This is a genomic window from Streptomyces olivaceoviridis (genome assembly GCF_014650115.1).
GTDB lineage: Bacteria > Actinomycetota > Actinomycetes > Streptomycetales > Streptomycetaceae > Streptomyces > Streptomyces olivaceoviridis.
In genome coordinates this window covers 1-18,860 of the sequence record NZ_BMUI01000032.1, presented here as the reverse complement: position 1 = coordinate 18,860, position 18,860 = coordinate 1, and the positions used below count along the sequence as shown (strand labels likewise).

14 protein-coding genes are annotated in these 18,860 nt (G+C 72.3%); 6 read left to right on the top strand and 8 right to left on the bottom strand.

Features of this window, described 5'->3' with window-relative positions; all coding sequences use genetic code 11:
• Nucleotides 1–135 precede the first annotated feature (135 nt).
• Complete coding sequence (locus IE273_RS36810) at nt 136–987, bottom strand: 5'-methylthioadenosine/S-adenosylhomocysteine nucleosidase (RefSeq protein WP_189819478.1); 852 nt, start codon at nt 985–987, stop codon at nt 136–138.
• A gap of 36 nt (nt 988–1,023) precedes the next feature.
• On the opposite strand from IE273_RS36810, the gene IE273_RS36805 reads away from it, so the two are divergent.
• Together IE273_RS36805 and IE273_RS36800 are read left to right on the top strand one after the other, a co-directional pair.
• On the top strand, nt 1,024–1,581 hold the full coding sequence (locus IE273_RS36805) for a hypothetical protein (protein WP_189819477.1): 558 nt from the start codon (nt 1,024–1,026) through the stop codon (nt 1,579–1,581).
• Nucleotides 1,578–3,758 (top strand): tetratricopeptide repeat protein, encoded by a 2,181-nt coding sequence (locus IE273_RS36800; RefSeq protein WP_189819476.1) that lies wholly within the window; start codon nt 1,578–1,580, stop codon nt 3,756–3,758. The genes IE273_RS36805 and IE273_RS36800 overlap by 4 nt, the downstream gene beginning before the upstream one ends.
• On the opposite strand, the gene IE273_RS36795 is transcribed toward IE273_RS36800, so the two are convergent.
• Together IE273_RS36795 and IE273_RS36790 are read right to left on the bottom strand one after the other, a co-directional pair.
• Entirely contained in the window at nt 3,640–4,335 is a 696-nt protein-coding gene (locus IE273_RS36795) for a response regulator (protein ID WP_189819475.1), read from the bottom strand. The two genes, IE273_RS36800 and IE273_RS36795, sit on opposite strands and share 119 nt — an antisense overlap.
• Nucleotides 4,332–5,951 carry a sensor histidine kinase gene (locus IE273_RS36790; protein ID WP_189819474.1) on the bottom strand — a complete coding sequence of 540 codons (1,620 nt, stop codon included), beginning with the start codon at nt 5,949–5,951 and terminating at the stop codon, nt 4,332–4,334. The genes IE273_RS36795 and IE273_RS36790 overlap by 4 nt, the downstream gene beginning before the upstream one ends.
• A gap of 154 nt (nt 5,952–6,105) precedes the next feature.
• On the opposite strand from IE273_RS36790, the gene IE273_RS36785 reads away from it, so the two are divergent.
• The gene (locus IE273_RS36785) at nt 6,106–7,494 is read left to right on the top strand and encodes a cation:dicarboxylate symporter family transporter (protein WP_189819473.1); all 1,389 of its coding nucleotides are present in this window, start codon (nt 6,106–6,108) and stop codon (nt 7,492–7,494) included.
• Between the two features lie 128 nt (nt 7,495–7,622).
• On the opposite strand, the gene IE273_RS36780 is transcribed toward IE273_RS36785, so the two are convergent.
• A complete protein-coding gene (locus IE273_RS36780; RefSeq protein ID WP_189819472.1) occupies nt 7,623–8,237 on the bottom strand; it encodes a TetR/AcrR family transcriptional regulator in 615 nt (204 codons plus the stop codon).
• Between the two features lie 138 nt (nt 8,238–8,375).
• Here IE273_RS36780 and IE273_RS36775 point away from each other — a divergent pair, with 138 nt between their 5' ends.
• From IE273_RS36775 to IE273_RS36765, 3 genes are all read left to right on the top strand, one after another.
• Nucleotides 8,376–10,049, top strand: coding sequence for an MFS transporter (locus IE273_RS36775; RefSeq protein WP_189819471.1), 1,674 nt, complete (start codon nt 8,376–8,378; stop codon nt 10,047–10,049).
• Nucleotides 10,050–10,150: 101 nt separating this feature from the next.
• On the top strand, nt 10,151–10,924 hold the full coding sequence (locus tag IE273_RS36770; protein ID WP_189819470.1) for a DUF2127 domain-containing protein: 774 nt from the start codon (nt 10,151–10,153) through the stop codon (nt 10,922–10,924).
• A gap of 180 nt (nt 10,925–11,104) precedes the next feature.
• Nucleotides 11,105–13,345, top strand: coding sequence for a HelD family protein (locus tag IE273_RS36765; protein ID WP_189819518.1), 2,241 nt, complete (start codon nt 11,105–11,107; stop codon nt 13,343–13,345).
• Here the strand turns inward: IE273_RS36765 and IE273_RS36760 are convergent.
• The 4 genes from IE273_RS36760 to IE273_RS36745 form a co-directional block, all read right to left on the bottom strand.
• Nucleotides 13,332–14,219, bottom strand: a complete 888-nt coding sequence (locus IE273_RS36760) for a hypothetical protein (protein ID WP_229887907.1) — start codon at nt 14,217–14,219, stop codon at nt 13,332–13,334. The genes IE273_RS36765 and IE273_RS36760 overlap by 14 nt on opposite strands.
• A 63-nt stretch (nt 14,220–14,282) precedes the next feature.
• Entirely contained in the window at nt 14,283–16,664 is a 2,382-nt protein-coding gene (glgB, locus tag IE273_RS36755; RefSeq protein ID WP_189819469.1) for a 1,4-alpha-glucan branching enzyme, read from the bottom strand.
• A complete protein-coding gene (locus IE273_RS36750) occupies nt 16,661–18,055 on the bottom strand; it encodes a maltokinase N-terminal cap-like domain-containing protein (protein ID WP_189819468.1) in 1,395 nt (464 codons plus the stop codon). Before IE273_RS36750 ends, glgB begins: the two co-directional genes overlap by 4 nt.
• Before the next feature lie 98 nt (nt 18,056–18,153).
• On the bottom strand, nt 18,154–18,860 hold a 707-nt coding region (locus tag IE273_RS36745), incomplete at its 5' end, for an alpha-glucosidase C-terminal domain-containing protein (RefSeq protein ID WP_189819467.1).

Sequence of the window (18,860 nt, the reverse complement as noted above, 5' to 3'; positions counted from 1 at the left end):
AGCGCGGTCGTGTCGTCCTCGCCGGGCGCGAGGTGGGGGAGCAGGCGGTTCAGTTCCGCCGACCGGCCGGTGAAGCCTAGGGGGCGGGGCGGGAGGGTGGCGGTCGCGCGCGGGACCGGGCCGTGGACCGTGCCCTTACCGGCCTCCGACCTGCTTGCCGATGACGGGCCCGTGGAAGGTCCCGCCCCGGAAGTCGATGTGGTCGCCGTCCCCGTGGCGTGCTTGGGGTCCCTCCTCGGAGTCGGCGGGTTCGGTGCGGCGGGGCTGGTGCTTGCGCAGTATCGCGACCGCCACGGTCGCCGCGTGCGCCGCCGCCCGCTCCTGCGAGCCGCCCGCGTCGGCCCGGCGCTTGTTCCGGTCCGCGCGGTCGCTGACGCCCCGCACGACGAGCGCGTCCACCTGTCCGCTCAGGTGCGCCGCCTGGGCCGCTCCGGAGCCCTCCATCTCGATGGCGCCCGCGTCGTTGTAGTGCGCCTCGATGTGCCGGGCGATGTCGGACCTGGAGTCGGCCAGCACGACGTCACCGGTCGCGATCGGCGCGAAGTGCACCCGGATCTCAGGCAGGTCCCGTGCCGCGGAGCGCGCCGCCTGCTCCAGCGCGTGCGAGCCGGGCAGGGCCCTCGGGCGGACCTTGAAATCGTCGTGGGCCTGCTTGCCGCCGTGGATCTCGTAGACCTGGGTGCCCACCACGACATCGCCGATCTCGATGTCGTCCTTCAGACTTCCCGCGACCCCCACGAACAGGACGGCCTCGGGGTGCAGCCAGTCGATGAGCTGGGCCGTGAGCGCGGCGGCACGCTCGGCCCCCACGCCCAGCTCGCTGATCGCCAGGTGCCAGGAACTGTCCGGCAGCCGGCCCGTCTCGACGCGGGTTCCCTGGGGGTGGACGCGTTCGTCCCGCTCCGGGAGGTACGCCCGCACAGCGGCGTATTCGAGGGGCAGCGCGGTCAGGACGAGAACGATCGGCTGAGTCTCCTGCACACTCATAAGGTACTGCCGGTACTGCCGGGGGAAGGGGCTTACGTGCCGGAACGAGACGTCACCGTGGGGCAGTTGCTGCTCGCCGAGTACCAGACCGTCAAGGACGAGCAGAAGACGCGGATCGGCTTCCGGGACAACCTGCTGTACGTCACCCTGACCGTGGTGGCCGCCGTCATCGCCGCGGCGGCCCAGGCCAGACAGACGGCGATGCTGCTCGCGCTGCCGCCGGTGTGCGTCGTCCTCGGCTGGACGTACCTCGTCAACGACCAGAAGATCTCGGCGATCGGGGCGTATGTGCGGGGCGACCTGGGACCCCGGCTCGCGGAGCTGGCGCAGGCCGGGGGTGACGCGGCGTTCCGCTGGGAGACCGCGCACCGGGGAGACGCCCGGCGCGTCTCCCGCAAGGTCGTGCAGTGCGTGGTGGACCTGCTGGCCTTCTGCGTCGTGCCGTTGAGCGCGCTCGTCGTGTACTGGGTGGGCGGTGACGTCTCGGCCGGGCTGGTGGTCGTGTCCGTGCTGGAGGCGGTCGCGGTCGTGGGGCTGGGGGTGTGCGTGGTGCAGTACGCCGTGCCGTTCGGGGCGGGGGGAGGGGCCGGGTGAGCGATGTCGTCGACTTCCGGGGCGGGGACTTCCGCGGGCCGGTCATCGGCAAGGCGGAGTACCGGCAGCAGGCGCCGGCGCCGACCGCGCTGGACGCGCTGCCGTCGCCGGCTGCCGGATTCACCGGCCGGGACGAGGAGTTGGGGCGGCTGCGGGCCGCGCTCGATCCCTCGGGCCCCGGTGGTGAGCAGGCCGTCCTCGTCACCGCCGTCTCCGGACTCGGCGGCATCGGCAAGACGGCGCTCGCGGTGCAGGCGGCGTACGCGGCGCGGGAAGCCGGGTGGTTTCCGGGGGGCGTGCTGTTCGTGGATCTTCACGGGTACGACGACGTTCAGGTCACGGCGGACCAGGCATTGCAGTCCCTGCTGCGGGCGCTCGGCGTGGAGCCTGAGCACATCCCGGCCACGGCGGACGAGCGGGCCGGGCTGTACCGGTCGGTACTGGCTGAGCGGGAGGCGGTGCTGATCCTCGCCGACAACGCGTCGGCGCCGGAGCAGGTGCGGCCGTTGCTGCCGGGGGGATCGAAGCACCGGGTACTGGTTACTTCACGGGATCGGCTGGCTCAACTGGGCGCGCGACTGGTGCCGTTGGATCAGTTGACGGCTCAGGCGGCATACGAACTCCTCGACCGGGCGCTTCGGATCGCCGATCCGGACGACGGTCGGGTTGCGGGGGACGCGGAGGCAGCGGCACGGCTGGCGGAACTGTGCGGTTGTCTGCCCCTGGCGTTGCAGATCGCGGTGGCTTTGCTGGCGGAGGATCCGAGTATGCCGGTGGCGGAACTCGCCGACGAACTGGCCACGTCGTACGACCGGCTCGCCGCGCTCGACGACGGCAGCCGCAGCGTGCGCGCCGCGTTCGATCTGTCGTACCGCAGGCTTCCGGCCTACCAAGCACGTCTGCTGAGTCTGCTGGCCCTCGCGCCGGGACCGGAGGTGAGCGAGGAGGTGGCCGGTGTGCTGGTCGGCGCGGAGAAGTCACCGACAGCGGAGCTGAAAGCGCTGGCCCGGGCACATCTGGTGGAGCGGGCGAGCACACGGGGGTGCTGGCGGATGCACGATCTGGTGCGTGCGTTCGGGATGGGCACCTTGGCCGGACAGGTGGATGAGAACGCGGCAAAGGAGCGGGTGCTGGACCACTACTGTCAGTGGGCTGCTGCTGCTGATGCCCGGTTGCGGTGGCTGCCGGGGAGGAAGGAACCGGAGGGGTTCCGGGACCGAGGGCAGGCGTTGGCGTGGCTCGACAGGGAGCGGGCTGGCCTCGTGACGGCCGTGGCGTGGGCAGGGGAGGGGCGGTTCGCGGGCGCAGCGGTGCGGCTGGCCGCGTACCTGGGAGAGTTCCTGTCCTGGCGGCGGCAGTTCGACGACATGATCGCCGTCATGCATGCAGCCGGGAGAGCCGCCCAGCGAGAAGGGGACCGGCTGAACGAGGCCGGTACGTGGAACAACCTGGGCAACGCCCTGTTGGAGGCGGGCCGGGTGGGGGAGGCGATCGAAGCCCACACCCGCGCCCGTGACCTGTACCAAGTCGCCGGAGAGGGCCACCGCGAAGCCATCACGTGGAACAACCTGGGCAGTGCCCTGCGACGGGCGGGCCGGGAGGAGGAGGCGATTGAAGCCCACACCCGCGCCCGTGACCTGTACCAAGTCGCCGGAGACCGCCACCGCGAAGCCATGGCATGGAACAACCTCGGCGTAGCCCTGGGGCATACGGGCCGGGTGGGGGAGGCGATCGAAGCCCACACCCGCGCCCGTGACCTGTACCGAGCCGTCGGAGACCGCCACCGTGAGGGCACGGCGTGGGCCAACCTGGGGGCCACTTTCGCGGACACGGGCCGGACGGAGGAGGCGATGGGGGCGTACGACGAATGCCTGAAGATCTTCCGGGAGTACGAGGACTCCTACAGCGAAGGAGTGACCGTCGAGAACATCGGGCTGCTTCATGAAAAGGCCCGTCGTCCCGCCGAAGCCCGCACCGCCTACCTACAGGCCGCCGACGCCTACCTCTGCGGCAACGCCCCCGACAAGGCCGCCCGAGCCCGCGCCGCAGCCGCCGCCCTCACCGTCCCTGAGGAACCCACCGGTACACCAGCTCAGGCCGCCCCACCTGCCCGTACAACGGACTCCGCCCGGCCCTCCCCGCGTCCACCAGATGTTCCAGGTACCGGCGTGCGGTGATCCGGGAGATGCCCACCGCCTCGGCCACCCCGGCCGCCGTGAGCCCCTCCGCAGCCGCCTCCCGCAGCGCGGACGTCACCCGTTCCAGCGTCGGCCCGCTCAGCCCCTTCGGCAGGGCCGCCGGGGTCGGGGCGCGCAGGGTCGCCAGGGCGCGGTCGACCTCGTCCTGGCCGCTCGCCTCGCCCACCGCCGCGTGGAACTCGGCGTACCGGACCAGCCGGTCGCGCAGCGTGGCGAACGTGAACGGCTTCAGGACGTACTGGACGACCCCCAGGGAGACGCCTTCCCGTACCACCGCCAGGTCGCGCGCCGACGTCACCGCTATCACGTCCGCGTGATGCCCGGCCGCCCGCAGGGACCGGGCCAGTTGCAGGCCGTGGACGTCGGGGAGGTGCAGGTCCAGCAGCAGGAGGTCCACCGGCGTGCGGTCCAGGAGGCGCCGTGCCTCCGCCCCCGTGTGCGCCTTCCCGACCGCGACGAACCCCGGCACCCGGCCGACGTACATCACGTGCGCGTCGGCGGCGACCGGGTCGTCCTCGACGACGAGGACGCGGATGGGCTGCTGCTCGTCGGTCATCCGGCACCGCCCGTGGCCGCGCGCAACGGCAACCGCACCTCGAACACCGCTCCGCCCTCCTCCGCCTCGGCCACCGTCAACGTGCCCTCGTGGCGGTTCACCGCCTGCCGGACCAGGGCCAGCCCGAGCCCCCGTCCGCCGGGTTCGGCCGGCTTCGTGGAGAACCCCCGCTGGAACACCAGGCCGGCATGGGCGGGGTCGACTCCCGGGCCGGTGTCCGACACCCGGAGCACCACTTCGGCGGCCGTAGCGTACGCCGTCACGGTCACCCGGGCCCGCGCGCTGCCCTGCGCCGCGTCCACGGCGTTGTCGATCAGGTTGCCGAGGATCGTCACCAGGTCGCGGGCGGACAGGCTCCGCGGGAGCAGGCCGTCGTCCAGCCGGCTGTCCGGTGAGACCACCAGCTCCACGCCCCGCTCGTTCGCCTGGGCGGTCTTGCCCAGCAGCAGCGCGGCCAGCACCGGCTCGCCGACCGCCGCCACCACCTGGTCGGTCAGGGCCTGCGCCAGCTCCAGCTCGGCCGTGGCGAACTCCACCGCTTCCTCGGCCCGGCCCAGTTCGATCAGGGAGACGACCGTGTGCAGGCGGTTCGCGGCCTCGTGCGCCTGCGAGCGCAGCGCCTGGGTGAAGCCCCGCTCCGAGTCCAGCTCACCCATCAGCGACTGGAGTTCGGTGACGTCGCGGAGTGTCACGACCGTGCCCCGTTGTTCACCGCCCGACACCGGGGACGTGTTCACGACCAGCACCCGGGACGCCGTCAGGTGCACCTCGTCCACGCGGGGCTCCGAGGACAGCAGGGCGCCCGTCAGCGGGGCGGGCAGGCCCAGGTCGGCCACCGAGCGGCCGACCACACCCTCCTCCGGGCCCACTCCCAGCAGCTCCCGGCCGCCGTCGTTGATCAGCGCCACCCGGTAACCGCCGTCCAGCATCAGCAGCCCCTCGCGGACGGCGTGCAGCGCCGCCTGGTGGTAGTCGTGCATCCGGCTCAGCTCGGTGGCGTTCATGCCGTGGGTGTGGCGGCGGAGCCGGGCGTTGACCACGTACGTGCCGACCGCGCCCAGCAGCAGGGCCACGCCCGCCACCCCGAGCAGGGCCGCGACCTGGTCCTGGACCCGGGCGCTGATCGTCTCCACCTTGATGCCGGCGCTCACCAGGCCGACGATCCGGCCGTTGTCCGAGATGGGGGTCACCGCGCGGACGGACGCGCCGAGGGTGCCGGTGTAGGTCTCGGTGAAGGTACGGCCGTGCTGGGCGGGGCCGATGTTGCCGAGGAAGCGTTTGCCGATCTGGTTCCGGTCGGGGTGGGTCCAGCGGATGCCGGACGGGTTCATGATCGTCACGAAGTCGACGTTGGCGTCCCGCATGACCTGGAGGGCGTACGGCTCCAGCCGGGCCGTGGGGTCGGGGGTGCGGATCGCCTCGCGGACCGAGGGGGAGTCGGCGATCGACCGGGCCACCGCCGTGGCCTGCCGGGCGGCGGCGTCCTCGGCCTGCCGCTGGTCGCTGACGTAGGTGAACAGCGCGTACCCGGCCACGACCACCGCTATCAGCACGGCCTGCATGGCGAACAGCTGGCCGGCCAGGCTCCGGGGCCGCGGGAGGGTGGGGACGCGCATGTCAGCAGTGTGCCTCCCCGGTTAAGCGTGAACTAAATGAACGGAAGGGTGACCACCCTCACAGGCCGGGAGATAGTCACGGCATTCCCCAGAAACGCCCGGACGTGAGCCGCACGCCGGTTGTTCGCCGACGAAGACGTCAAGGAGGGCAGTCGTGGCCGCCAGCACTCCCGATACGGCACCTGCCGCACCCCGCGTGAAGCGGGACCGGACCCATTACCTGTACATCGCCGTCATCGTGGCGGTCGCGCTCGGCATCGGCGTGGGCCTGATCTGGCCCGATGCCGCGGTGGAGCTGAAGCCGCTGGGCACCGGGTTCGTGAACCTGATCAAGATGATGATCTCGCCGATCATCTTCTGCACGATCGTGCTCGGCATCGGATCGGTGCGGAAGGCCGCCAAGGTCGGCGCCGTCGGCGGTATCGCCCTCGGCTACTTCCTCGTGATGTCGCTCGTCGCGCTCGCCATCGGGCTCGTGGTCGGCAATGTGCTGCACCCGGGTGACGGGCTGCACCTCACCAACGCCATCAAGGCGACCGGACACGACCAGGTGTCCGCCGACGCGCTGCCGCCCGTCGACTTCGTGCTGTCGATCATCCCGACCACGTTCGTCTCCGCCTTCACCGAGGGCCAGGTGCTCCAGACGCTGCTGGTGGCCCTGCTCGCCGGGTTCGCGCTCCAGGCCATGGGCTCGGCCGGACAGCCGGTGCTGCGCGGCATCGAGCACATCCAGCGGCTCGTCTTCCGCATCCTGTCCATGGTGATGTGGGCCGCGCCGATCGGTGCGTTCGGCGCCATCGCGGCGGTGGTCGGTTCGGCCGGCGTCGACGCGCTCAAGAGCCTCGCCGTGCTGATGCTCGGCTTCTACGTCACCTGCTTCCTGTTCGTCTTCGTCGTGCTGGGCGCGCTGCTCCGGGTCGTCGCGGGTCTGAACGTCTTCTCCCTGTTCAAGTACCTCGCCCGGGAGTTCCTGCTGATCCTGTCGACCTCGTCGTCGGAGTCCGCGCTGCCGCGGCTGATCGCGAAGATGGAGCACCTGGGCGTCAGCCGGCCGGTCGTCGGCATCACCGTGCCGACCGGGTACTCGTTCAACCTCGACGGCACGATGATCTACATGACCATGGCGTCGCTGTACATCGCGGACGCGCTGGGTACGCCGATGTCGGTCGGCGAGCAGATCCCGCTGCTGCTGTTCCTGCTGCTGGCCTCGAAGGGCGCGGCCGGTGTCAGCGGTGCGGGCCTCGCCACGCTGGCCGGCGGTCTCCAGTCGCACAAGCCGGCGCTGGTGGACGGGGTCGGGCTGATCGTCGGCATCGACCGGTTCATGAGCGAGGCGCGGGCGCTGACGAACTTCGCGGGCAACGCGGTCGCGACGGTGCTGGTCGGCACCTGGACCAAGGAGATCGACACGGTCCGGGTGCGGCGGGTGCTGGCCGGGGAGCTGCCGTTCGACGAGACCACGCTGCTGGACGAGGGCGGGGCCGAGGCGAAGGAGGTTCCCGAGCCTCGGGAGGACGGCGAGAAGGAACTCGCCAAGGCCTGATCCACTGAGAAGTTCCGGACGTCCGGCCCCGCCTGAACCCGGGCCGGGCGTCCGGGTACCGCCGCCGGGCGGCTGAGGCTCCCCCGTAACTCAGCCGCCCGGCCCCTTCGTGCGGGACTTCCTTCTCGCTACGACACCCCGGCCACCAGCTCGGTGGCCCGTGAGGCGGGTACGCCCGCCGCGGTCAGAACGGCGACCGTGGCGGAGCGGCCCGCCTCCTGCGCTGCCAGGAGCCCGTCGTTCACCGCCTCCATCACCGCGAACAGCATCTGCTCGTGCACGTACGCGAGGGCCGGCGCGGGCAGCGGGGAGCTGAAGACGCCTTCGTCCAATCCGCGCTGGAGGAGGCGGATCTTGTTCTCGCGCAGGGGCGCGAGGCGTTCGCGGATGCCCTGCACGGTGACCGTGCGCTGGGCCAGGGCGATCAGCAGCCGGTAGCGGTCGGCGACCGGCCACAGGGCGAGCACCGAGCGGGCCACCGTCTCCGCCGGGTCGGTCACGTGGGCGCCGGCCCGGGCGTCCGCGTCCGCCAGCGCCTCCACGGCTCCGTCGACCAGGGTGCTGATGAGTGCCTCGCGGCTGGGGAAGTGGCCGTAGACCGTCCGTCGTACGACCCCTGCCGCGCGCGCGATCTGGTCCATGGAGGCGTCCGGATCGCGCAGCAGTTCGGCGAGGGCGACGTCGAGGATGCGGCGCCGGTTGGCATCGGCACGGCTGGTGTTACCCGTGGTCATGGCGGTCATTGTGCCTCCCCGGAGGTTTGCCGGGCGTTTTCCGGTCGACTTGCACAGTGCTGTGCAGCGTCGTACATTGCACATGGTTGTGCAATTGCACGCCACTGTGCAAGTCCTGTCGCGTACCCGAGGAAGGCGACCCCTGCCATGCGACTCGTCATGACCGAACCGGTCGAGAGGACGGACCGCCCCTACGCCCGGCGGTGGTGGGCGCTGCTGGTGCTCTGCCTCAGCCTGCTGATCATCGTGATGGCGAACACCGCCCTCACGGTCGCGGCGCCCGACATGACCCGGGACCTGGGGCTCTCCAGCGCCGATCTCCAGTGGGTGATCGACGGCTACACCGTCCCCTACGCGGCACTGATGCTGCTGCTCGGCGCGATCGGCGACAAGTACAGCCGGCGCGGGGCGCTCGTCCTCGGCCTGGTGGTGTTCGGCGGCGGAGCCGTCTTCGGGTACCTCGCCGACAGCGCGGCGACCGTCATCGCGGCCCGCGCCGTGATGGGCGTCGGCGCCGCGCTGATCATGCCGGCCACGCTCTCCCTGCTGGCCGCGACCTTCCCGCGTGCCGAGCGGGCCAAGGCGATCACGCTGTGGACCGCCACCGCCGGGCTCGCCATCGCCGCCGGACCGGTCGTCGCCGGCGCCCTGCTGCGCGACCACGGCTGGTCCTCGACCTTCCTGATCAACGTGCCCGTAGCGGCCGTCGCGATCGTCGCCGCCCTCGTCCTCGTCCCGCCGTCCCGGGCCGGCCACCACGACCGCATCGACTACGTCGGCGGGCTGCTGTCGGTGCTCTGGACCGGCGCGCTCGTCTACATGATCATCGAGGGGCCGCACTTCGGCTGGGGCACCAAGGCCGTCGCGGCGGCGGTGGTCGCGGGCACCGGCCTGGTCGCCTTCGTGCTGTGGGAGCTGCGCCACCCGCGCCCGATCCTGGACGTGCGCCGCTTCACCGGCCGCCGGTTCGCCGGCTCCAACCTCGCCGTCGCCCTGTTCTTCCTCGCCGTCTTCGGCGCCTTCTACTACCTCACCCAGCACCTCCAGTTCGTCCTCGGCTACGACGCCCTGGAGACCGGTGTGCGCATGCTGCCGCTCGCCGGCGCCGTCTTCGTCGGCTCGGCCCTGACCGGCTGGCTCACCCCGCGCGTCGGCATGAAGTGGACCGTGAGCGCGGGCATGGTCGGCGGTACGACCGCCCTCGCCCTGCTCACCCGGGTGGACGCGAACTCCGCCTACGGCGACTTCGTGGCACCCCTGATCATCCTGGGCCTCGCCATCGGCCTCGCCCTCTCGCCCTGCACCGACGCCATCATGGGCGCGTTCCCGGAGTCCGAGCTGGGCGTCGGCGGTGCCGTCAACGACACCTCGCTGGAGCTGGGCGGCTCGCTCGGCATCGCGATCCTCGGCTCGCTGCTCGCCACCTCCTACAGCGACCACCTGAGCGACGCCACGGCCGGCAGCAGGCTCCCGGCGAGCGCCCTGGACACCGCACAGGACTCGGTCGGCGCCGGGTACGCGGTCGCCCAGGGCATCGGCGAGAAGGCGCAGCAGGCCGCTGCGCGGGCCCAGCAGGCGAGCGACCCGCAGCAGGCCGCGCAGCTGAAGCAGCAGGCCGGTGAGCTGGCCGCCGGGGCCCGGCAGATGGCCGACGCGGTGGGCTCCGCCTTCTCCGACGCGGTCGCCCACACCAGTATGGTCGGCGCGGTGATCCTCGGTATCGGCACCGTCCTGGTGGCCGTGCTGCTGCCGCGCCGCGAGGCCGGCGCGCCGGAGGCCGCGGCCGAGGAGGAGGAACTGGTGGACAGCACGGCCGGCTGACCGGCTCTGCCTCGTCCGTGCCGTTCCGGATCAACCGGAACGGCACGTTCGTGTACGGCGTCCGTACGGGTGGTGTCCATACGAGTGCGGAGGCATGGGGGATGAAGATCGACTGGGACCGGCGGACCTGCGCGCGCAAGGGTCATGTCACCTACGCGCCGGACGACCCCCGGCTGCGGATCAGGCTGCACGCGCGGACCGCGCTCGGGGACGCCTGGCGGTGTCTGCGCTGCGGTGACTTCGTGCTCGGCGAACCGCACGGCTCGGGGCCGGCCGCCGAGGCGCCGCTGGTGCCGCGCGGCAAGGTGCTCCGGGACCTGTTCGTCCTGCGCTTCCTCGCCGTCGAGCGGGCCGTGCGCGGGGTGTTCATCGTGCTGGTCGCGGTCGCGGTGTGGAAGTTCAGCAACAGCCAGGACGCGGTGCGCCGCCTGTTCGACGAGTACCTGGACGTCTTCCGGCCGGTCTTCCGGCACTTCCACTACGACCTGGACCACTCGCCGGTCGTCGGTTCCGTGCAGAAGGCGTTCGGTTACCGGCACTCCACCCTGGTGCTGGTCGCCGGGCTGCTGCTGGCCTATGCGCTGATCGAGCTGATCGAGGCGGTCGGCCTCTGGTACGCCAAGCGCTGGGCGGAGTACCTGACGGTGGTCGCGACGGCCGCCTTCCTGCCGCTGGAGATCTACGAACTCACCGAGCACATCAGCTGGCTGAAGATCGCCACGCTCGTGCTGAACATCCTCGCGGTCCTCTACATCGCCCTGACCAAGCGGCTCTTCGGGCTGCGCGGCGGACGCCGGAAGTTCGACGAGGAACGGCACAGCGCCTCGCTGCTGGAGGTGGAGGAGTCGGCGGGCGTGGCGCACGCACCGCTGTAGACCGGCCCCGCCCAGCAAAAAATCCCCTGAGCAATTGCGCTCGGGGGATTGCTGTGCGTATATTCAATGATTCGCGACTTCGATTTGTGCTGCATTTCGGAGAGTTGCGAAGCAATTAACTGAGCACAGTATATCCGGGCGGGAGCGGAATTGTCAAACACCGACTTTCCTGACGATGAAATCCGGCACGAGCAGGAATTCATCGACGGACTGTACGCGCGCGTGGACGTGCTGCGCGGCGAGGCCGAGACCTCCGTCGCCGGCGCGCTCGCCCAGGGCGACAAGCCCATGCAGGCCCGGCTGGAGCGGGACATCCTGGTCGCCGAGCGCTCCGGGCTGCTCGCCGCGCTGAACGCCGTGGACGGCTCGCTCTGCTTCGGCCGGATCGACCTCGCCGACGGCACCGAGCACCACATCGGCCGGATCGGGCTGCGCGAGGACGACGCCGAGCGCACGCCGGTCCTCATCGACTGGCGGGCCGACGTCGCCCGCCCCTTCTACCTGGCCACCGGCCACACCCCGATGGGCCTGCGCCGCCGCCGGCACATCGCCTCCGAGGGCCGGACCGTCACCTCCCTGCACGACGAGATCCTCGACCTCGGCGACGCCACCCGCACCGGGCACGAGGACCCGAGCGGCGACGCCGTCCTGCTGGCCGCGCTGAACTCGGCCCGCACCGGCCGGATGAGCGACATCGTGCAGACCATCCAGGCCGACCAGGACCGCATCATCCGGGCACCGCACCAGGGCGTGCTGGTCGTGGAGGGCGGTCCCGGCACCGGCAAGACCGCGGTCGCCCTGCACCGCGCGGCCTACCTGCTGTACGAGCACCGTGAGCTGCTGGCCCGCCGCGCGGTCCTCATCGTCGGCCCGAACCCGGCCTTCCTCGGCTACATCGGCGAGGTGCTGCCCTCCCTCGGCGAGACCGGGGTGCTGCTGGCCACGGTCGGCGAGCTGTTCCCCGGCGTGAAGGCCACCGCCGCCGACACGCCCGAGGCCGCCGCCGTCAAGGGCCGCGCCGGCATGGCCGGCGTGCTCGCCGCCGTCGTACGCGACCGGCAGGCCCTGCCCGACCCGGTCATCGCGATCGAGCACGACCGCGAGGTGCTCATGCTGGACGACGGCCTGGTGAACGTCGCCCGCGAGCGCACCCGCGCCGCCAAGCTGCCCCACAACGTCGCCCGCGAGTACTTCGAGGGGCACATCCTCAACACGCTCACCGAGCTGTACGCCGAGCGCGTGGGCACCGACCCCTACGACGGCAGCAGCCTGCTCGACGCCTCCGACATCACCCAGATCCGCGACGAACTCGCCGAGAACCCCGAGGTCTGGGACGCCATCGACCAGCTCTGGCCCCGGATCACCCCGCAGCGGCTGGTCGCCGACTTCCTCGCCGAGCCCGACGGCCACCTGCCGAAGGAGGACGCCGACGCGATCCGCCGCCCGGTGACCCGCGCCTGGACCGTCGCCGACGTCCCGCTGCTGGACGAGGCGGCCGAGCTCCTCGGCGAGGACGACCGGATGGTGCGCGCCCGCGCCGAACGCGAACGCGAGACACAGGTGGCCTACGCCCAGGGCGTCCTGGACGTCTCCTACGCCTCGCGGACCTATGAGTTCGAGGACAAGGAGGACGACGACCCGGACGCCTCCGAGGTCCTGGCCGCGCACCACATCATCGACGCCGAGCGGTTCGCCGAGCGGCACGAGGAGGCCGACCACCGCAGCGCCGCCGAGCGGGCCGCCGCCGACCGCACCTGGGCGTTCGGGCACATCGTCGTGGACGAGGCGCAGGAACTGTCGCCGATGGCCTGGCGGCTGCTGATGCGGCGCAGCCCGACCCGCTCGATGACCCTGGTCGGCGACCCCGCCCAGACGGCGGAGGCGGCCGGCGTCGGCTCCTGGGCGGACATCCTCACGCCCTACGTCGAGGACCGCTGGGAGCACACCCGCCTGGGCGTCAACTACCGCACCCCCGCCGAGATCATGGACCTGGCGGCGGCCGTGGTCCGCGCCGAGAACCCGGACTTCGCACCGCCGAGCTCCGTCCGCTCCACCGGCGAACGCCCCTGGGTGCGGCGGGTGACCGACGACCTGCCCGGCGCGGTCGCCAAGGCGGTCGCCGAGCTGACCCCGGCGGAGGGGCGGCTCGCGGTGATCGCCCCGCGCGGCCTGCACCGCGCCCTGGCAGCACGCCTGGACGGCGTCACGGCCGGCGCCGAGCCCGACCTGACGCACACGGTCGTCCTGCTCGATCCCCGGCAGTCCAAGGGGCTGGAATTCGACTCCGTCCTGGTGGTCGAGCCGGGCGCCTACGGCACGAGCGACCTGTACGTCGCCCTGACCCGGGCCACCCAGCGGCTCGGGGTGCTCTACACGGACGAGCTCCCGGCGGCGCTCGCCCCGGGCGTCACCGCGCCGTAGCGGTCGGGGCGGAGCTGCCACCGGCCGTCGGCGAGGCCGACGCCGGTGGGTGGCTCGGGTGCAGCGCGGCGGACAGCGGGGCCAGCTCCGCGCACAGCGCGACCGGGAATTCCGGGACCTGGCGGCGGACCGCCCCGCAGCCTCCGGCAGCGCTCTCGAAGACCGGCTTCCAGCCGGAGGGTTCCGCCCGGAAGAACCAGCGGTCGCCCAGCCGGGAGGAGCAGGCGGGGTCGCCGTCGTCGGAGCCGCACACCGGGCCGGTGCGCCAGGAGAAGTCCAGGACCAGCCACTTGCCGTCGCAGTGCTCGGCGTCCCGGTAGGTGTGCATGGGCGCGTCGGCCGCGATCAGCGCCTGGTCGTAGGAGGCGGGGGTGCAGCCGGTGGCCGGCGGGTGGCAGCCGAGCCGGCCGCACATCCGCAGGGCCGGCGGCTTCGCGCCGTCGGCGGTGAAGACCGTGCGGTTGTCGACCACCAGCTTCCGCCCGCCCAGCGGCTCGGGCAGCCGTACCCGGGCCGTGGCCGTCGTCTCCTCGACGCACCCGGAACGCCGGTCGCCGGACGGGGAGGTGAAGGTGACCTGCACATGGACGCTGCCCGGCACGGCGCCGTACTCGGCGTCGGTGTCGACCGCCTTCAGGTCCCGCACGCAGGGGTGCTCCCCGCTGGGCACGTCCACGTCGATGCTCAGCGTGCGGTGATCGGCGCCGATCCGGGCGGCGGTGACCCGGGAGGGCTCCCCGAGGGTCCACGGGATCGGCCCGGTCGCCGTGGGGGACGCTCCTTTGCCCCGCCCTGCCACCTGGGTGCCGCAGCCGCTCAGCAGGAGAACGGCCACGGCACACAGCAGGGCCGTCAGTGCTCTGTAGTGCCGCACGTACCTCAGTCCCCCCGTGCTCCGCCGAAGACGTGCGGCCACTATAGGGCGTGCACCACCCGGTCAGGCCGGGCGCAGCCACACCGTCGCCAGCGGGGGCAGGGTCAGCCGGATGCTCGCCGGGCGGCCGTGCCAGGGCTGGGGCTCGGGCTTGACGACGTCCGGGTGGGTGAGGTCGCCGCCGCCGTAGCGGGCCGCGTCGGTGTTGAGGACCTCCACCCAGGCCGGCACCTCCTCCGGCACCCCGAGGCGGTAGTCGTGGCGGACCACCGGAGCCAGGTGGGAGACCGCGAGCAGCGGGGTGCCCTCGGCGTCGTGGCGCAGGAACGCGAAGACGTTGTCGTCCGCCGCGTCCCCCGTGATCCACTCGAAGCCCGCCGGATCGGTGTCCCGCTGCCACAGCGCCGGGGTCGCCCGGTACACCGCGTTCAGGTCCCGGACGAGGTCCCGCACACCCCGGTGGTCCGCCTCGGCGCCGTACGCCGGGTCCAGCAGCCACCAGTCGGGGCCGTGCGCCTCGGACCACTCGGCGCCCTGGGCGAACTCCTGGCCCATGAAGAGGAGTTGCTTGCCGGGGTGGGCCCACATGAAGCCCAGGTAGGCGCGCAGGTTGGCGCGTTGCTGCCACCAGTCGCCGGGCATCTTCGACACCAGGGACCGCTTGCCGTGGACGACCTCGTCGTGGGAGATCGGCAGGACGTAGTTCTCGCTGTACGCGTACACCATCGAGAACGTCATCTCGTGGTGGTGGTACGCGCGGTGCACCGGGTCGTGGCTCATGTACTGGAGCGAGTCGTGCATCCAGCCCATGTTCCACTTCAGGCCGAAGCCCAGCCCGCCGAAGCCGCTCGGCCCCCTGTGGTGGGTGGGCCGGGTGACGCCGTCCCAGGCCGTGGACTCCTCGGCGACGGTCACCACGCCCGGGCAGCGCCGGTACACGGTGGCGTTCATCTCCTGGAGGAAGGCCACCGCGTCCAGGTTCTCCCGGCCGCCGTGCTCGTTCGGCGTCCACTGGCCCGGCTCGCGCGAGTAGTCCAGGTAGAGCATCGAGGCGACCGCGTCCACGCGCAGCCCGTCGATGTGGAACTCCTCGCACCAGTACACGGCGTTCGCGACGAGGAAGTTGCGCACCTCGCGCCGGCCGAAGTCGAACTCCAGCGTGCCCCAGTCGGGATGGGCGGCCCGCAGCGGGTCGTGGTGCTCGTACAGCGGACGCCCGTCGAACTCCGCGAGCGCCCAGTCGTCGCGCGGGAAGTGGGCCGGCACCCAGTCCATCAGCACCCCGATGCCCGCCTGGTGCAGCTTGTCCACCAGGTACTTGAAGTCGTCGGGGGTGCCGAGCCGGGCCGTCGGCGCGTAGAACCCGGTGACCTGGTAGCCCCAGGAGCCGCCGAAGGGGTGCTCGGCGACCGGCATCAGCTCGACATGGGTGAAGCCCATCTCCTTGACGTAGGCGGGGAGTTGCTCGGCCAGCCGGCGGTACGTCAGCCCCGGCCGCCAGGACGGCAGGTGCACCTCGTAGACCGAGAAGGGGGCCTCGTGCACCGGGGTGTCCGCCCGGTGTGCCAGCCACTCCCCGTCACCCCACTCGTGGTGCGAGGCGTGCACGATCGAGGAGGTGGCGGGCGGGACCTCGGTACGGCGGGCCAGCGGGTCGGCGCGCAGGGTGCGCGAGCCGTCCGGGCGGGTGATCTCGAACTTGTACAGCTCGCCGTCCCCGATCCCCGGCACGAACAGCTCCCAGACCCCGGTGCCGCCGAGCGAGCGCATCGGGAAACCGGTGCCGTCCCAGAAGTTGAACCCGCCCGTGACCCGCACGCCCCGCGCGTTCGGCGCCCACACCGCGAACCGGGTGCCGGTGACGCCCTGGTGGGTGGTGACGTGCGCGCCGAGCGCCTGCCAGAGCTGTTCGTGCCGGCCCTCGCCGATCAGATGCAGGTCCAGCTCGCCGAGGGTGGGCAGGAAGCGGTAGGCGTCCTCGGTCTCGTGCACCGCGCCGTCGTACGCCACCAGCAGCCGGTAGCCGGGGACCTCGGTGAGCGGGAGCAGGGCGGAGAAGAAGCCGTCGCCGTCGTCGTGCAGCTCCGCGCGCAGCTCGCCCGAGACCACGGTGACCGCCCGCGCGTACGGGCGGAACGCGCGGAAGGCGACCCCGCCCGGCACCGGGTGCGCGCCCAGCACGGAGTGCGGATCGTGGTGGGTGCCGTGCAGCAGCCGTGCGCGGTCCCCGGCGTCGACGGCCGGGGACACGGCGACCTCCGCACGGGGTACCGCCGCCTGCGCGGGGACCGGCGCGGCGGGCGCCGGTGCCCGCGCCGGGACGTCCGCGGCGGGCGGCGGCGCCTGCGCGGGGACCTCCTGCGCCGACGGCTTCCGGGCGGCGGTCTTCCTCCTGGCCGCTGATTCCTTCTTGGCCTTGGATTCCTTGTGTCCCTTGGGGGTCACGGACGAGCCTCCTGGTCGGGCAGGGCGAGGCGGCGCACCGCGTTCAGCGGTACGGGGAGCCAGTCGGGCCGGTGCCGGGCCTCGTAGACGACCTCGTAGACCGCCTTGTCGGTCTCGTAGGCCCGCAGCAGCACCGGGTCGGTACGCGGATCGCGGCCGGTGACCTCCGCGTATCCGGAGCAGTAGGCGGCCCGGCAGGCGTGCGCCCAGTCGGGGGCGGGCGGGGTCGCCGAGTGGGCCGCGTAGTCGAAGGAGCGGAGCATTCCCGCGATGTCCCGCACCGGCGGCTGCGGCATGCGCCGCTCGGCCAGCGGACGGGCCGGTTCGCCCTCGAAGTCGATCAGCGACCAGGCACCGGACGGTGAGCGCAGGCACTGGCCGAGGTGCAGATCGCCGTGGACGCGCTGGGCGGTCCAGGTGCGGCCCTCGGCGGCGAGCGTGCCGAGCGCCTCGTACGCCGAGCGCAGCCCGCGCTCGTACGGCCGCAGCGCCGGCACCGCCTGCACGGCCGCCGCCAGCCGCTCGGTCATGCCGTCGACCAGCAGCTCCAGCTGGGCGTGGCCGAGGGTGACCGTCGGCAGGGCCCGGGCCAGCGCGGTGTGGACCTCGGCGGTGGCCCGGCCCAGCGCGCGGGCCTCGGCGGCGAAGTCCTCGCCCTTGGCCAGTTCGCGCAGCGCCAGCTCCCAGCCGTCGGCGGCGCCGCTCACATACGGCTGGAGCACGGCCAGGACGTAGGCGTCCGCCGCCACCTCGGCGTGCAGCCAGGCCGTCGGCGCGGGCACCCTCGGGCAGCCCTCGCGGGCCAGGGCGAGGGGGAGCTCCAGGTCGGGGTTGACGCCGGGCACCACCCGGCGCAACAGCTTGAGGATAAACGTATCTCCGTAGACCACGGACGAGTTGGACTGTTCGGCGGTCATCAGCCGGGGCACGAGCCCGGCCCGGATCTCCTGTGCCGGATCCCGCTCGAAGCGCAGCCCGCCGATGCGGGCCTGGGTGCGCAGCGCCTCCAGGAGCACGTCGGCGGGCCGGGTGTCGTACAGGGCCTCGTACACCGTGCGCCCGGCGAGCGGGCCCTCGGTCACATGTCCGATCAGCGCGGGCGCCAGCCGGGGCGGCAGCGCCTCGCGCACGCCTATGAGGAGCTGGTAGCAGTCACCGGGGTGCGGCGGGGCGCCGGGCACGGTGGGCTGGTGGACGCGTACCAGCAGGTGGTAGAGGCCCAGCCGGCCGTCGGGCGGCAGCAGTTCGGTGACGGACACGGGGGTGAACCCGGTGACCGGGCGGCCCTTGCCCGCGAACCAGCGCTGCCGGGGCAGCCAGGTGCGCAGCAGGGGATCGAGCGAGGCGAGGAGTGAACCGGTGGTGCCGGAAGAGGTGACCGTTTCCGCCATGGGCGTCACGTCCTTTCCCCGGGGGGCGTCGGGGTGTCACTGATGCGTGCCCCGGGTGGGACGGTGGAAACGCCGCACCGCCCCGCCCGGGGCCCGCGCTATACGGGTTCCCGGCGCAGCCGGAACCAGTAGAAGCCGTGTCCCGCGAGGGTGAGCAGGTACGGCAGTGCGCCGATCGCCGGGAACCGGACCCCGCCGAACAGCTCGACGGGGTGCCGCCCGCCGAACCGGCTCAGGTCCAGCTCCGTGGGCTGGGCGAAACGGGAGAAGTTGTGGACGCACAGCACGAGGTCGTCCTCGTACTCGCGCAGGAAGGCGAGCACCGCCGGGTTCGACGACGGCAGCTCGGTGTAGGACCCCAGTCCGAAGGCAGGATTCTGCTTGCGGATCTCGATCATGCGGCGGGTCCAGTGCAGCAGGCTGGAGGGTGAGGCCATGGACGCCTCGACATTGGTGACCTGGTAGCCGTAGACCGGGTCCATGATCGCGGGCAGGAACAGGCGTCCCGGATCACAGGACGAGAAGCCGGCGTTGCGGTCGGGGGTCCACTGCATGGGGGTGCGGACGGCGTCGCGGTCGCCGAGCCAGATGTTGTCGCCCATGCTGATCTCGTCGCCGTAGTAGAGGATCGGTGAGCCGGGCAGGGAGAGCAGCAGGGCGGTGAACAGCTCGATCTGGTTGCGGTCGTTGTCGAGCAGGGGCGCGAGGCGGCGGCGGATGCCGATGTTGGCGCGCATCCGCGGGTCTTTGGCGTACTCGGCCCACATGTAGTCGCGTTCCTCGTCGGTGACCATTTCGAGGGTGA

Excerpts from the sequence above, each read along its gene's own strand:
- IE273_RS36750 (WP_189819468.1), bottom strand. The coding sequence starts at position 18,055 with ATGGCGGAAACGGTCACCTCTTCCGGCACCACCGGTTCACTCCTCGCC.
- IE273_RS36795 (WP_189819475.1), bottom strand. The coding sequence starts at position 4,335 with ATGACCGACGAGCAGCAGCCCATCCGCGTCCTCGTCGTCGAGGACGAC.
- IE273_RS36810 (WP_189819478.1), bottom strand. The coding sequence starts at position 987 with ATGAGTGTGCAGGAGACTCAGCCGATCGTTCTCGTCCTGACCGCGCTG.
- IE273_RS36790 (WP_189819474.1), bottom strand. The coding sequence starts at position 5,951 with ATGCGCGTCCCCACCCTCCCGCGGCCCCGGAGCCTGGCCGGCCAGCTG.
- IE273_RS36770 (WP_189819470.1), top strand. The coding sequence starts at position 10,151 with ATGAAGATCGACTGGGACCGGCGGACCTGCGCGCGCAAGGGTCATGTC.
- IE273_RS36780 (WP_189819472.1), bottom strand. The coding sequence starts at position 8,237 with ATGACCGCCATGACCACGGGTAACACCAGCCGTGCCGATGCCAACCGG.
- IE273_RS36775 (WP_189819471.1), top strand. The coding sequence starts at position 8,376 with ATGCGACTCGTCATGACCGAACCGGTCGAGAGGACGGACCGCCCCTAC.